The 14358-nt window shown below is 44.2% G+C and carries 11 protein-coding genes and 1 tRNA gene; 10 read left to right on the top strand and 2 right to left on the bottom strand.

The window, feature by feature from the left end; all coding sequences use genetic code 11:
* The first annotated feature begins 12 nt into the window (after positions 1–12).
* From BUR09_RS02125 to BUR09_RS02150, 6 genes are all read left to right on the top strand, one after another.
* Positions 13–89: transfer RNA gene (locus BUR09_RS02125), tRNA-Met, on the top strand.
* Between the two features lie 399 nt (positions 90–488).
* Entirely contained in the window at positions 489–2165 is a 1677-nt protein-coding gene (gene ilvB / locus BUR09_RS02130; protein ID WP_074215303.1) for an acetolactate synthase large subunit, read from the top strand.
* The gene (gene ilvN / locus BUR09_RS02135) at positions 2158–2469 is read left to right on the top strand and encodes an acetolactate synthase small subunit (protein WP_074215304.1); all 312 of its coding nucleotides are present in this window, start codon (positions 2158–2160) and stop codon (positions 2467–2469) included. Before ilvB ends, ilvN begins: the two co-directional genes overlap by 8 nt.
* A gap of 187 nt (positions 2470–2656) precedes the next feature.
* Positions 2657–4747: a hypothetical protein gene (locus BUR09_RS02140; protein ID WP_074215305.1), complete on the top strand. Its 2091-nt coding sequence runs from the start codon at positions 2657–2659 to the stop codon at positions 4745–4747.
* Positions 4748–4808: 61 nt separating this feature from the next.
* A complete protein-coding gene (locus BUR09_RS02145; RefSeq protein ID WP_074215306.1) occupies positions 4809–5813 on the top strand; it encodes a glycosyltransferase family 9 protein in 1005 nt (334 codons plus the stop codon).
* Positions 5814–6018: 205 nt separating this feature from the next.
* Entirely contained in the window at positions 6019–7641 is a 1623-nt protein-coding gene (locus tag BUR09_RS02150; RefSeq protein WP_074215307.1) for a sensor domain-containing protein, read from the top strand.
* Between the two features lie 70 nt (positions 7642–7711).
* Here BUR09_RS02150 and nadD read toward each other — a convergent pair whose 3' ends face one another.
* Both nadD and BUR09_RS02160 read right to left on the bottom strand, forming a co-directional pair.
* Positions 7712–8395, bottom strand: a complete 684-nt coding sequence (gene nadD / locus BUR09_RS02155; protein ID WP_074215308.1) for a nicotinate-nucleotide adenylyltransferase — start codon at positions 8393–8395, stop codon at positions 7712–7714.
* Positions 8396–8630: 235 nt separating this feature from the next.
* Positions 8631–9893 carry a glutamate-5-semialdehyde dehydrogenase gene (locus BUR09_RS02160; RefSeq protein WP_074215309.1) on the bottom strand — a complete coding sequence of 421 codons (1263 nt, stop codon included), beginning with the start codon at positions 9891–9893 and terminating at the stop codon, positions 8631–8633.
* 372 nt (positions 9894–10265) lie between these two features.
* On the opposite strand from BUR09_RS02160, the gene BUR09_RS02170 reads away from it, so the two are divergent.
* The 4 genes from BUR09_RS02170 to BUR09_RS02185 all read left to right on the top strand — a co-directional run bounded on the left by BUR09_RS02170 (position 10266) and on the right by BUR09_RS02185 (position 14303).
* Positions 10266–10934 (top strand): hypothetical protein, encoded by a 669-nt coding sequence (locus tag BUR09_RS02170; RefSeq protein WP_074215311.1) that lies wholly within the window; start codon positions 10266–10268, stop codon positions 10932–10934.
* Between the two features lie 616 nt (positions 10935–11550).
* Complete coding sequence (locus tag BUR09_RS02175) at positions 11551–13134, top strand: sigma-54-dependent Fis family transcriptional regulator (RefSeq protein ID WP_074215312.1); 1584 nt, start codon at positions 11551–11553, stop codon at positions 13132–13134.
* Positions 13135–13342: 208 nt separating this feature from the next.
* Positions 13343–13570, top strand: a complete 228-nt coding sequence (locus BUR09_RS02180; RefSeq protein ID WP_074215313.1) for an anti-sigma factor family protein — start codon at positions 13343–13345, stop codon at positions 13568–13570.
* A gap of 34 nt (positions 13571–13604) precedes the next feature.
* Positions 13605–14303: a flagellar hook assembly protein FlgD gene (locus BUR09_RS02185; RefSeq protein ID WP_074215314.1), complete on the top strand. Its 699-nt coding sequence runs from the start codon at positions 13605–13607 to the stop codon at positions 14301–14303.
* The last annotated feature ends 55 nt before the right edge of the window (positions 14304–14358 follow it).

Raw genomic sequence — 14358 nt, forward strand, 5'->3', positions numbered from 1 at the left:
TTCTCACGATGACGCGGGGTGGAGCAGCTCGGTAGCTCGTCGGGCTCATAACCCGAAGGCCGCAGGTTCAAATCCTGTCCCCGCTACCAAGAATATATAAGGTTCAGAAGTAATTCTGAACCTTTTTTTGTGTCCATTGTATGGGAGTGCGTACTGTTTGCTTGCTCAATATGTTAGATTCACTGAATAAAATGTATACCGTGTTGACAGGAGAAGGACATCTGGTTATCAAAAGGAATAACAACTTTGTAAAACTTGGAAAACAATATGTGCAACGCAACCACGACAAGATTTTTGATTGCAACTAGCAGCGCGCTGCTAGTCTCCGTCATCGTGGTCGTCGTCAACGTCGTGAGGAACGTCGTCGCGTTGTAACGGGTTTTGCATATTAGTGAAACATGACTCCGCCAGCGCTTCGGCCCCGGCGGATTTTTTTATGATCCAGAATCTCCGCCGGTTATGAACCTTGGATCAGGGCAGGAAGAACAATGCAAGAAATGACCGGCGCAGAATGTACGGTTCGCCTTTTAGAGCGGCAGGGCATCACGACTATTTCAGGTATCCCGGGTGGGGCTAACCTGCCATTGTACGATGCGTTATCACGTAGTGAAAAGATTACGCATATTCTTGCTCGGCATGAGCAAGGAGCTGGGTTTATTGCACAGGGGATGGCACGAACAACAGGAAAACCTGCGGTTTGTCTTGCTACATCCGGTCCCGGTGCAACAAACATTGTGACTGCCATTGCAGATGCTAAATTAGATTCCGTTCCTCTTGTTTGTATTACTGGGCAGGTACCGACTCCTCTGATTGGTACTGATGCATTCCAAGAAGTAGACACCTACGGGATGTCTATTCCCATCACAAAGCATAACTTTCTTGTACGCTCGGCTAAAGAGCTCCTTAGAGTAATCCCAGAAGCGTTCCGTATTGCTGCTTCAGGTCGTCCAGGTCCTGTTCTGGTTGATATTCCACGTGATGTTCAGCTGGAAGAGATTTCCATTGATGCGTTTCCAGAACCAGCCGTAGCTGATGAACCACCGGTAGTTGTGGATGCAGATATTGAAACAGCCGCTAAAATGATCAATAGCGCAGCACGCCCGGTGTTGTGGGTTGGTGGCGGTGTTGTAGCAGCTCAAGCGGATGTTATGTGCAAAAAGCTTGCTGAAAAGGCCTCAATGCCTGTGACTATGACCCTGATGGGCTTGAGTGTTATTCCTCGGGATCATGATTTGAATATCGGCATGTTGGGTATGCATGCTGAGCGCTACACCAATATGGTTATGGAAGGCTGTGATTTGATTATTGCTGCCGGTGTTCGGTTTGATGATCGTGCAACGGGTAAAGTAAACGAGTTCTGCCCGAACGCGAAAGTTATTCATATTGATATCGACCATTGCGAACTCGATAAGCTCCGTTCTGCAAGTCTTGGCATTCTTGGCGATATTCGTGACGTATTTTCAAGATTGCTTCCGCAAATTGATGCTAAGTCACGAAAAGAATGGATTGGGTACATTGCAGCGCTCAAGTCAGCTTTTCCTCCTCATGCCCCGTCTGATAGTGGTTTTGAGTCCCCGCAGAAATTTATTCGCCTTGTGGGTGAACTTGCCGATGACTCAACTATTGTTACAACGGATGTAGGGAAGCATCAGATGTGGACCGCGCAAAGTTATCCGTTTACCGGCGGTCGTCAGTGGCTTACATCCGGTGGCCTCGGCACAATGGGGTTCGGTTTGCCTGTAGCTATAGGAGCTGCGCTTGCGGCGCCGGATAAAAAAGTTATCTGCTTCAGCGGCGATGGAAGTATCTTGATGAATATGCAGGAGCTTGCGACCGCGGTAGAGCACAATGTTGATGTGACTATTGTTCTGTTCAATAATCAGTGTCTTGGCTTGGTACATCAGCAGCAGGAACTGTTCTTTAAAGGTAACTGCTTTTCATCTGAGTTCCCTGTTGCCTTGGATTATGTTGCTATCTTACGCGGGTTCGGCTGGCATGTTTGTGACTTGGCAGAAGAATGTAGTGAAGAGATTGTTGCACAGGCGTTAGCAACCCAAGGTCCTTGTCTTATTCATATGCCTGTAAGCAGGGAAGAGAAGGTTCTGCCTATGGTTCCTCCGGGAGCTGCAAACAGAATAATGATTGGAGGCGATACAAATGGCTAATCATGCACGTACTGTTTTAGATATTCATGTAAACAACCATCCTGGTGTGATGGCACATGTGACAGGCCTTTTTTCACGACGTGCGTTTAACGTAGAAGCTATTTTGTGTCTGCCGGTAGAAGATAGCACTACAAGCCGAATCTGGTTGTTGGTGAACGAGGATGGTAGGCTTGATCAGATGATGCGGCAGATGCGTAAGCTTCAGGATGTGTATGAAGTCAATGCAATAGCTGAGTATACTAAAGTTTTTTCTGATCTAGCTTCTGTGATGAGTACTGAATCGAACCAAGTTGTAACAGAATAATAGCTCAGTTGTTTTGTTCGAGTGCTGCACCGAAACGCATTCGAGCATTAAAATCCCGTGTATGAGAACCATCGTACGCGGGATTTTACTTTTCCATTTTGTTCTGAATGGATGAAACCTTCTGTTTGCTCAAGTTTGAGAACTTGGGTACATACTTGGCGATGCATTTTTATCTTCGGAGTACTTCATGCGAATAGGATCCAAGCTCGTCACCGGATACGTATTGTTGTTAGGGCTCATGGGAGCTCTTGTTTTTTTTGGAATTAGCGGTGAGCAGCGGTTATCAAAAAATTATGATGCGCTTGTCAGACTTTCCCAGTTGGAAAGCAGCATTGCTATGGTACATAAAGCATCTCTTTCCGGTGCAGGGCATGAGGCCTTGCTTGCGCTGAGTGCTGAACTTGCCAAAGAGCTTAAAGAATTTGATGTAAAGAAAAATTCAAATGAAGCAGCAGTAATACGACGAGCCCAACTAGCAAACATGGGGTACAAAGAAAAGCTGGAAGCACTAAAGACTCTTGAAGCAGGAATTAACCGCTATATTCAACTTTCCAAAGAGAATGTGCAAAATATCGCTGAAGATGTTGAGCGGATCGCAGGTATCATTGCTGAGCAAAATGTTTCCTTGCTCAGCGTCTCATCTCTGGAAGCGCAAAAAAAACGTAATGCGCGGCTTAAATCTATGCAGACGAGTATCCAGAACGTGCAGGTTGCGTTGCGGTTGATGGAAGCAACAAATACGAAGAAGGACTACGATACTGCGAAGGAAAATGCAGAGTTGCTTCTTGAGAATTGTACTGCATTGCGTAACAGCATGAAAGCTATGGATCTGTTGGTGCTAGATCGAGCTATTGTTGCTGCAAAAAATTTAAATACAGATTTTATTCAGCTTGGTCAGCTTTATAATAGAGCATTTGAAGTTGACACAGATATTGGCTCAGGCCTTTCGAATGTTAACGTTGCTATAAGGCAGCTTGCGGATTCTCAGCGGGACAAGCTGGCATTTGTACGTGAGTCATCCATTATTCCGGGCGTTGCAATTGTGGCTGGTGCTGTCATTGTTGCATTAATTAGTTATCTGCTTATGGTTAGAGCGACAGGGAGCTTTGTATCACGTGTTGAGCAGGCTACTGCTGGGCTGATGTCAGGTGACCGACCTCCATCTTTTAGTACAGTGCGTGGTATGTCTCCAGTGGAAGTTGCGCTCTGGGATGCGTGGAGTAACGTTACAGAGCAGACTAGGGCTTTAGAAAAAATTGCAGTAGGGGAGCCTGTCACAGATCTTGAAAACAATCTGGGGCTTGATGCATTGAGTCGCGCTATTGGTGATGTAGAAGTTTCTCGCCGTGAAGTTGAGCGCAGCTTGCGGCAATGTCTTGAATCTGTAAATATTCCCGCAAGTGGTAATGCATCTGATATGTTACAGGCTTTAAAAACATGCGTGTATGACTCGTCTACTTCGCTTGCGTCGATTACAGAGAAAGTTCAGGAGTTGCGCGAATCGGGCTTTAAATTGGAAAAAGGGATCACCCAGGCTACTAAACAGAGTGAACAGGCTTTCGCGACATTGCATCGTGTAAATACTTTTAGTGAGTTATCCTCGGCGGTATCCTCCGCGCTGGATGCCCTTGTAACACCAAAGGGTCTACCTGTTTCTACTATTGCTGAACTTAAATCACAGTTTTCAGAAATTGAACGCGCTGTGAAGGTAATAGGATGGCAGGTTGCAAGTTATGAAGACGTTGCACGTCACCTTGAAACACTGGCAATTAACGTCAATGTTGAGGCCGCCCGTATTGGTGCGGATACTACAGCAATGGGCACTATTGTTGATGAAATTCGCGGCTTGTCTGAAAAGTGTCGCCATGCAGCTGAGGCGAGTGACAATGGTAAAACCCTTGGTTCGCGAGCATTGGACCGAGTGTTTAATGGGTTAAGTACTCTGGAAAAACAAGATAAGCCAGATGTTGCCACCGTCGATAGTGATACTGTAAAGCGTGCTGCACAGGTGTTGAGTCAGTTGGAAAATGTCGAATTGGCATTAACTGCAATTTTTACAAAAGCCGGCGTTACTTGTTCTCAGTTTGTTTCTGAAACAGAAGCCCTTGTTTCGGTTGTGGAAAATGCCTCTGTAACATCTGCAAAGCTTTCTCAAGAATTTGCCGAACCGTCTGCAAGCGACACTAATTCTTTTTTGGGACAAGAACCTATCGAGTTAACAGATCAGGTTATTGAATTTGAAGATGACGCTTTTTCGCTTCCGAAACTTGATTTGTAATGATTTTTTTGGGTTGTTGGGAAATAGTTTCTGCCTGAACGATACGATATAGAGTGAACATATGAATGTACCTAATTCGTGGTTAGTTATGCGATTGAGTGCACTTGGGGACGTAGTGCTTACTACGGGTGTGCTCTCCTACCTGCATAAAAAATACGGGTGGCGTTTTACTTTTCTGACATTGGAGCCTTGGGCTTCTGTGTTGGAAGGTCATCCTGCTATCGACAGTATTATTTCAATCGATAAAAAACAGCTGCGTTCCAGTAGTGGCTATTCGTTTTTTAAACAGCTTGCCGAAGATAATGAAGGCAAAGGCCTGCTTGATCTGCATGGAACTATGCGCTCCCGATTCCTAGCCCTGTGCTGGAAAGGTGCTGTCCGTAGATATCCTAAATTTTCCTTACAGCGAAGACTGTTTCTTCAAACAGAAGGCAAACTTGGCGGTGAAAAATTACTGCGTTTTAATGTTCCGCAACGGTATGCTCTCGCTGTTGAAGAAGAAGCGCCTTCCCGTCTCGAACTTCTTCCGCAGATTTTTTTATCCGAAGAAGAAAAACAGTACGGACTTAATATGTGTAAGCGTATTGCAGGCGAAAAGCCAATAGTTGCGCTGCATCCGTTTTCAACGCATCCGAATAAAGCATGGTTTAATGACAACTGGCGTGACTTGACTGCAAAGCTTGCAGATGCTGGTGTACATGTTGTGGTTCTCGGTGTTGGCAATTCTCCAGTTGCAGAAAACGCTAACGTTACTGATTTAACAGGAAAAACAACCATTCGAGAAACCTGTGCAGTCCTTGCCTGTTCACAGGTTCTTGTTACTGGTGATTCTGGCCCTATGCATCTCGCGGGTGGTGTACAGACTCCTGTTGTTGCATTGTTCGGACCGACACATCGGGCGTGGGGATTTTATCCGGAAGGATTGTCCGATATTGTGCTGGAAGCTGATGAAGATTGCAGACCTTGTTCACTGCACGGCAAGAAAGTATGTGAAAAAGATCAGGCATGCATGCGGGCAATAACGCCGGACAGAGTGCTGCAAAGCGTACTTTCGCTGCTTATGTAATCTCTTCCATGTGTACAGTTATCAGTAGATTCGGGGGGCTAAATCTGTATGTTGATAACTGTGAGAAAATATTAAATAAATAATAATATCTGTCGATTAATACACTCGTGCTGTTGAAGACGTGATGATCTTCATGTGTCATGACGTAAGGTGTCTGTATGGTTGGGGCGCTTTAATGAGGGTAATGAATAATAGGGGATGCTTCATGACAGCCACAGACAACATAAAGAATTGTCTTTTAGTTTTAGAACATGATGCGGATGCTGTATTGGGGAATGCTGAGTGTTTGAATCAGCAGGAATATAATGTCTGTCAGTGTGGTGTTTCTATAGATCAGGTGTGTTCTGAGCTCAGGCAGAATCCATATTCTGTATTAATTGCAAATACAGATTGTGATGCTACTATTACGCTTTTGCACGAACTAGCTTTATGTCCGGAAGCTTCCAGATTACCGGTTATTTGTTGTTGTAACAACTTAAATGAAGTTGACTTTGATCGTGCAGGACATTTACAGCCATTTGCCTGGCTTCCTCTTTCTTGTCCTGCGCAAATGTTTGAATGCACAGTTAAATCGGCTTGTTCGTATAGTCGGTTAGATGCACGCCATGATCGTGCTATCGAAAAATATAAGCTTATTGCGCAAAATATACCTGAAAGTGTTGTGATGCTGGATGAAGCATGGCGAGTTGATTTTGCTAATGAACATCTTGGTAAGCTTGTAGGTGCTTCAGATTCTTTTGAGGGCACACATATCAGTACGTTACTTGATGCAGAGACGTTAATGCGTCTTCAGGCTGTGTGCAGTACTCTTGATGGAACTGCAAAACAGAATTTTCAAGGATATGTTGTTACCTTTGAAGAAGAGATGGTTCCTGTATGGTTTTCTGTAAGCAAGGTGGGGGCAAGTAATAATATACTTTGCGTTATGACCAACCTGGAAGAGAACCTACAAGCTGAAGCTGCATTGCGTGAAGCCGAAGCTAAATATAGAGCACTGTATCTTAATGCTGCTGAAGGGATGTTTCGCATTGAGGAGTCCGGACAAATTATTGAAGCGAATCCTGCTTTTAACCGTATTTTCGGTTTTGAAGTTTTGGACTGGGCATCTGCGACAGATATTCATAACTTTTCTGACCGGTTTGTTGCAAGAGATGACTTTATCAACTTGATGGAGCAGGTGCAGACAGTAGGGCGTCAGTCTAAATTTAATGCTCAGCTTATGAGGCGGGATGGAACTCCGATTTGGGGGGAAATCTCTGCACATTGGAGCATTGATCCAAAGAATCAGATTCCATATGTCGAAGGTATATTGTCAGATGTCACCGAGCGGAGGTGCGCAGAATTGGATTTGCAGCGAAGGGCAACGCTGGACTGTCTGACAGGCGTGTTTAGCCGGGGCTCTTTTTATGAAAAGCTGAATAGTATTCTGGCAACAGCTCGGTATGAACAAAGTGCCTTTGCTGTGCTGTATATTGATCTGAATGATTTTAAAAACGTAAATGATACACATGGGCATCATTGTGGTGATATCGTCATTAAGGAGTTGGCAAAACGAATCAATGCTCAGATACGTGAACATGATGTGTTTGGACGTATTGGTGGAGATGAGTTCTGTATTGTCCTTGAAAACGTGCGTTCCACCTGCGATGTAGACGTTGTTGTTCGAAAAATTCACAGGGTTGTGGATGTTCCAATTCGAATTTCAGCCACGCTCTCTGTCAGTGTTGGAGTAAGCGTCGGTGTGGCAATGTATCCTGAAGATGGCGATACGCCGGAAGTGTTGTTGCAGCGAGCTGATCAGGCAATGTATTTAGAAAAAAGAAGCTAGCAACACAGTAATGCTGCTAGCTTCTTTTTTGTGAGAAGTTTTATCAAGTTGCAGGTATTGTTTTTTTACATTACCTGCATTTTTTTTCGTCGCTCCAACAGGCAGAAATAATGTCTGCATAGTCATTCATAATCTTAAGAACGCTGTCTGGAACCAGGTATGAGATGTCACGATCCTGCATCCAGCGTTCCCTGATAAGTGTTGCTGAAACATCGATTCGTGGTTGTGGTAAAAAGTAGATATTGTGTTCACCGACAGTGTACGCAGATTCAATATTACCTGCTGGTGGAAGCAGTTCTAAGTCTGGCCAGTATTCGGGACATAATTTGTTGAACTCTTCGACGTCAGAATCAGAGCGTGCCAGCACGATGATGTTAGCATGCTTGATAAGTTCTAACCCCTTGTACCAGTCCGGGAGGGTTGGCAAGTCAATTGATCCCATAATGAAAAAGAGTTCACACTCGCCTTCAGCTTCTTTGTAGTTCTGAAGCGTGTCATATGTGTATGATGGACCGGAGCGTTCAGCTTCCAGCTCGTTAACCGTAAACTTAGGGTATCGGTTGATAGCTGCCCTGATCATGCGGTTACGTAGTTCGAATGAGAGAAGTCCGTTTTCTGCTTTGTGCGGTGGGGTTGCACAGGGAACAAAGTCGACACGGTCTAGGCTGAAAGCTTCTTCAACTTCAACCGCTGGACGAACATGCATGATATGGGTGGGGTTGAACGTTCCCCCAAGGATTCCAATACGTTTCATAACAAGCTTATCTTTTTAGAAGTTGTAAGGATTGTATACACAAACTAGTGTGACTATACCATGTGATTGCATACCGTGCCAAAGAAAAAAAACACAAATTCAGGCTACTACTGTTTAGAAGGATGGTTGTTTTCTTAAGGGATAGTCTGGCAGCAAAAAAGATTATTAGTACGTATCCAAAAAAAAGATGGAGCATAACTGCTCCATCTTTTTTATTAAGCGTATGTTAGTATGGCTACTGGCGAACTTGACCCTGACCAAAGATAACAAACTTTGTTGTAGTCAGTTCTCTTACACCCATTGGACCGTAAGAGTGCAGTTTAGAAGTACTGATGCCGATTTCAGCACCGAGTCCAAGCTGTCCACCATCGTTGAAACGTGTAGACGCATTTACGGATACGCATGAGGCGTCAACTTCACGCATAAATTTCAAAGCACGGTTGTAATCCTGAGTGCAGATGATTTCAGTATGGTTAGAGCCGTTTTCTGCTATGTAGTCCTGTGCTTCCTGCATGGAGTCTACAACTTTTACCAGCAGGATAAGGTCATGGTACTCAGTACCCGGATCAGAGTCTCTCATGGCAACAGCGGTTGCGCCGAGTAATGGGAAAGAGCGTGGGCAGGCGCGGAATTCAACATTGCGTTCTGCACCTAGTTCTTTTGCCACCATTGGTAAAAACTGTTCAGCAACATCTTTATGAACAAGCAAACCTTCCAGAGCGTTACAAACGCCAGGGCGTTGTGTTTTTGCGTTGATGATGATGTTGATAGCTTCTTCAAGATCGGCACATTTGTCGATGAAAGCGTGACAGACACCTTCGTAGTGTTTGAGAACAGGCATGGTAGCAAGTTCTACAACTTTACGGATAAGCGTTTCACCGCCGCGAGGAATTATTACATCGATATGTTCTTCCAGCTTGCACATAGCGGCAATTGCTTCACGGTCAGTGGTTGGTACAACCTGAACACACTCTTTTGGCAAGCCGGCGTACTCCAGTGCCTCGTGGAGGAGCCTTGCAAGTTCGAGGTTAGAGTGAATAGCCTCGGAACCGCCGCGAAGAATGATAGCGTTGCCTGCCTTGAGGCAAAGTATACCGGAGTCGATAGTCACGTTAGGTCGTGACTCATAGATCATAGCGATAACGCCAAGCGGAATACGCATTTTACCTACGAGCATACCATTAGGGCGTTGCCACTGTGTTTCGATGGCACCTACAGGGTCGTCCATGTCTGCAATAAATTTACATGCGTTTGCCATCTCGGCAATAGTTTCCGGAGTAAGACGCAAACGGTTAAGACGGGGAGCATCCAGCCCTTTTTCTTCAGCTTTTTCTAAGTCGATTGCGTTCGCAGCAGTAATTGCATCCTGCTTTTCAAGAATAAGCTCGGAAAGGCGCATGAGCGCTTTTGCTTTCATTTCAGGGCTTGCTGCAGTGAGTTTACGGGCTGCTGCAGAAGCTTTTTTTCCCATATCTTCTAATAGTTGATAAGTATCCATGTGTCCTCCGGCTATGCATCAGAAATAGCCTGTGTAGTGTCGATTTACCGAGTAATATTAGTTTCTTGCACTTTTGTGTGCATGAGCAATTTTCTGGTTCAGATGCTGTGCTTCGCGGTTGTGTCTGTTTCAGGTACAGACGCAATCTGCAGCAATGCAAAGAAATACCTTTTTGATGCTGAAACTGCAAGAGATGCGCTAGCTCGTATCAAAAGAGTATGTACTGTATTTCTAACAGAAATTGGGCGAATTATAATGATACTCGATACGATGTAGCGTTATAAAAAACAATATATTTTGACAATTTCGTAATGCAGGCTTACAAAAAAAGCGTTTTTTCAATTGGATACTGAGAACAGTGTAGGAGCGAATATGACTGAACAAAAAGAACCGCATTCCCCGTTATTAATGGACTCTCTGCAGCAAAGTGTTTCTAAGGAAGCAGCACCGTTACTGAATTTTGTTCTGAAGCATATAAAGATGATTGCCTTAGGACTGTTTTTGCTTATCAGCGCAATAGCTGGTGCCGGTATCTATAGTTATATGCATGAACAGAGTATTCTTGTTGCTCAGCAACAGTTGATGACTCTTTCTCAGGGGGCATCTACAGAAGCAAAACTTAATGAGTTAAGAGCGTTTGCCGAAGCAGCTCCTGAAGATATCCGTCCGGCAGCATTACTTGCTCTCGCCAAGGCTTCCTTACGTATTAAAGATTATGTATCCGCAGCCGATGCATGGGGTACATTACAGAATCTTGGTGCAGACAGCATGCGTGATCTTGCTGGATTGGGCAGGGCAGATGCATATGCCCGTATGGGGGACTACAAAAAGGCTCAAGAGGTTCTGACTCAAATGCTCCCGACAGCAGCAGAGGCTTATAAGTTGCCTGCAAAACATCAGTTAGCAATTATGGCTGAAAAGAGTGGAGACGTAGAGACTTCTGTGAAATTATATAAAGAACTTGAAGAAAATGTTCCGGAAGCGAATAAGGCTTTTTATGCTCATAAGATAGCTGCCTTGAATCTCAAGCTTAAAAAATAGTGACAATATTGAGCATGAGAACAATATGATGCAGCAGTAATGTTGTATGTTTAATTGTTTGATATTTCTAGAAGATATGAAAGAGGTTGATTGTTGGCTCTTGATGTATTTCGAATCTGAATTCCCTGTTGCCAATGCCTTGCCAGCCTGTCGGGGTTGACCTTGTGTTGGCTGCTGAGTAAGAGATGCAGGCGCAAGCTGTGTGGTTGATCACTTTAATAGCATTGAATAAAGCTTTGAAAGTGTCATGAGCGCAGAGTGCAATTGAAGAGCAATACAATAGATAAAATTTTCGACGATACACTTTTGGTAGGCTATACCTGCATAAGACCTGCATACTAAGCGGTAATAGAAACAGCACGTTTTTGTTTCCTGTTATGATGATTACTGTAGTTACTGCTTTTAAAAAAAGGTACACTCTATACGTAGGTGAATATCGAACAGAAGAGTGTCGTCGGTTCATATGCGCGGATGAGATGCGTCACCATGCACATCTTGTATTGAAGCAGATGCTACCCCCTGTCTGCTTACGCTGTAAGATAATTGCTGAACCCGTTCCGGACTGCTGTACAACACATGACAGCTGGGCATGACCGGAGCTTAGGAATCAAATTACATGAGTGTTACTACGAAAAAAGACGACAAACTGCAGCCATATATGGGAACCCTTCAGTGCATTGTTTCTGAGCTTGGTTCACAAAAACCGTTTCAAACGACGCTTAAGTCCCTGCTGCAAACTTTGTCGGAAAATCACAACTTCAAAAGACCACATATTGTGATCTTTGATCCGGAAACCCGCACCCTCAAGCTGACTCTTGCACACGGTCTTGAGTCAGAAGAAGCCATTGAATACGAGCCGGGTGTTGGTGTAACAGGTCAGGTGTTTACTACAGGTGCTCCTGTTATTGTTCCAAGAATGAAAGACCATCCTGCATTCTTGAACAAAGCATTTGGTCGTACGGACGAAGAATTGGCAGAGCTGGCATTTATTTGTGTACCTATTACAGTACCAGGCATTGATGAAGATTCTGCCGGTGAAGTTATCGGTACGTTGAGTGTTGACTTGCCGAGTGATACTGCAGAGAGTCTTGAAGGTCAGACACGTTTTCTGGAAGTTGTGGCAGGTATGGTTGCAAACCATGCAACATACTTGCAGGAAGAAATTGCGCGACAGGCTCACATGATGGCACAGGGTATTGGTGGTGGAGAGGCTGTTGATGGCGGTGCTGCTCCTGCTGATATTGTTGTAGCCTCCAAGTCTATGAAACTTGTTCTTAATCAGGTTTCACAGGTTGGACCAAGTCGTGCGACAGCATTGCTTCGTGGTGAATCCGGTACTGGTAAAGAGCTGCTTGCAGAAGCTATTCATCAAGCAAGCCCTCGTCGTGATAATCCGCTTATTAAATTGAACTGTGCCGCTTTGCCTTCAGAACTTGTTGAGAGTGAACTCTTTGGTTATCAGAAGGGCGCATTTACTGGCGCAGTGCAGGATAAGAAGGGCTTATTTGAACTTGCTAATAACGGCACTTTGTTCCTTGATGAAGTAGGTGAGTTAAGCCCTACTGCACAGGCAAAAGTTTTGCGTGCAATTCAGGAACAAGAAATTCAGCGCCTGGGTAGTGAAAAAACAGTCTCTGTTGATGTGCGTCTTATTTGCGCAACACATCGTCCGCTGGAAGAGCTTGTTGAAAAAGGCGAGTTTCGTGAGGACTTGTACTACCGTATTAATGTATTCCCAGTCTTTATTCCGCCACTTCGTGAGCGTCGTGAAGATATTCTACCGCTTTCTGAGCATTTCCTTTCTACTTACGCAGAAGAGTACGAACGAAACATTAAGCGTATTTCTACCCCGGCTATTGATCTCTTAATGCAGTACCACTGGCCTGGAAACATCCGTGAATTGAAGAACTGCATTGAGCGTGCTGTTTTGGTTTGTGATGAGCAGGTAATTCGTACCTACCATCTTCCACCGTCCTTGCAGACTGCTGAAAGTACTGCAACAGATTCAAACCTTTCTTTTTGCGAAGCTGTAGCAAAGTTTGAGCAGGAGCTTCTTGTTGATGCTCTTAAGAAAGCTAGAGGCAATATGCTTCAGGCAGCTCGTGACCTGCGTGTGAGTTACCGTATTGTTAACTATAAAGTTAAGAAGTACGGAATTGATGCAAAGAAATTTGCGGTGACAAGAGGTCGCAACCGCTAAGTTATTTCATTTTTATTAAGAATATCTAAAGGAGCCACAGTGATGTGGCTCCTTTTTTTTGTCTAACAATCTGTTTTGCTTGATTGTTTTTTTGTATGAAAAATTGTTTAGATAACTTTAGATAACTTTAGAAAGCGTTAATGGATGATCTGCCGTTCTTGGCTCGTACCTATAGGTGAATATGCCAAGAAGTAAGGAGGGGGTTTTTATGAAACAGAAGAAATCTTCAACATGGCTTGAACTGGTTTACGGTGGAACAATTGAGGAAGGGCTTTCAACAAGCAAGGAAGCTTGTCCCGGACACAATGATGTCGCCGCGTATCTTGATAAGAAGCTTCCAATAGCTCGTAGAAAAGAAGTTGAAGGGCATATGGCATCTTGCCGTGAATGTCGTTCAGAAGTTCTTGAGTTACGAAGAATTCTTTCATCCTGTTAACCGCACGTCACTAATCTCAAGGAGGAGAAAACACATGCAAGTATCTACAACACAATATCTTAACTCAACATATTCAAGAGATCTTTCAGCAAAAGAGCCAAAGAGCTCTCTTGGAAAAGATGATTTTATGAAGCTTTTGACGGCTCAGATGTCTAACCAGAACCCGTTAAAGCCTTCTGATGATACTCAGATGCTTGCACAATTGGCACAGTTCACCTCACTTGAGAAACTGACTGAGTTAAATACAACGACAAAGCAGTCCAACGCAGTCCTTGGGGCAATTAATGTTACAAATGCTGTTGGTTATATTGGTACATCCGTTGTAGCCGGCGGTTCTAATATCTACAGAGGGCCGTCTATGTGCAGCGATGTATACTACACTGTTCCTGAAGGCGTTGAAACGATTAAGGCTCATGTCTATGACGCATCAAAACGAATTGTTGATACAGTTGTTTTATCTGGAACAGGCAAAGGTGAACATATCTTTGGATGGGATGGCACTAACTCACAGGGTAGATTACCTGAGGGACAATACACTGTCGGCTTTGAAGCACGCGATAAAAATGGCAAGTTGATCAAAGTTGGCTCGAAAGTTGCTGGTGAAGTTACAGGTGTTACTTCGAAAGATGGAAGAACAGTCCTTGAGCTTGAAGGCGGACGTAAGATTAATCTTGTTGATATTACTAGAGTTGAGCGTCCTGTATACCCAAGCGACAAAAAGAAAGACAGTTAAGTCTCTCACACGTATTGAATTGATTTTATTAAGATGGCGGCATTTTTTACCCTGC

Origin of the sequence: Halodesulfovibrio marinisediminis DSM 17456, assembly GCF_900129975.1 — a bacterium.
GTDB classification, from domain to species: Bacteria; Desulfobacterota; Desulfovibrionia; order Desulfovibrionales; family Desulfovibrionaceae; genus Halodesulfovibrio; species Halodesulfovibrio marinisediminis.

Coding starts and splice junctions, on each gene's coding strand:
- ilvB (WP_074215303.1), top strand. CDS start 489: ATGCAAGAAATGACCGGCGCAGAATGTACGGTTCGCCTTTTAGAGCGG.
- ilvN (WP_074215304.1), top strand. CDS start 2,158: ATGGCTAATCATGCACGTACTGTTTTAGATATTCATGTAAACAACCAT.
- BUR09_RS02140 (WP_074215305.1), top strand. CDS start 2,657: ATGCGAATAGGATCCAAGCTCGTCACCGGATACGTATTGTTGTTAGGG.
- BUR09_RS02145 (WP_074215306.1), top strand. CDS start 4,809: ATGAATGTACCTAATTCGTGGTTAGTTATGCGATTGAGTGCACTTGGG.
- BUR09_RS02150 (WP_074215307.1), top strand. CDS start 6,019: ATGACAGCCACAGACAACATAAAGAATTGTCTTTTAGTTTTAGAACAT.
- nadD (WP_074215308.1), bottom strand. CDS start 8,395: ATGAAACGTATTGGAATCCTTGGGGGAACGTTCAACCCCACCCATATC.
- BUR09_RS02160 (WP_074215309.1), bottom strand. CDS start 9,893: ATGGATACTTATCAACTATTAGAAGATATGGGAAAAAAAGCTTCTGCA.
- BUR09_RS02170 (WP_074215311.1), top strand. CDS start 10,266: ATGACTGAACAAAAAGAACCGCATTCCCCGTTATTAATGGACTCTCTG.
- BUR09_RS02175 (WP_074215312.1), top strand. CDS start 11,551: ATGAGTGTTACTACGAAAAAAGACGACAAACTGCAGCCATATATGGGA.
- BUR09_RS02180 (WP_074215313.1), top strand. CDS start 13,343: ATGAAACAGAAGAAATCTTCAACATGGCTTGAACTGGTTTACGGTGGA.
- BUR09_RS02185 (WP_074215314.1), top strand. CDS start 13,605: ATGCAAGTATCTACAACACAATATCTTAACTCAACATATTCAAGAGAT.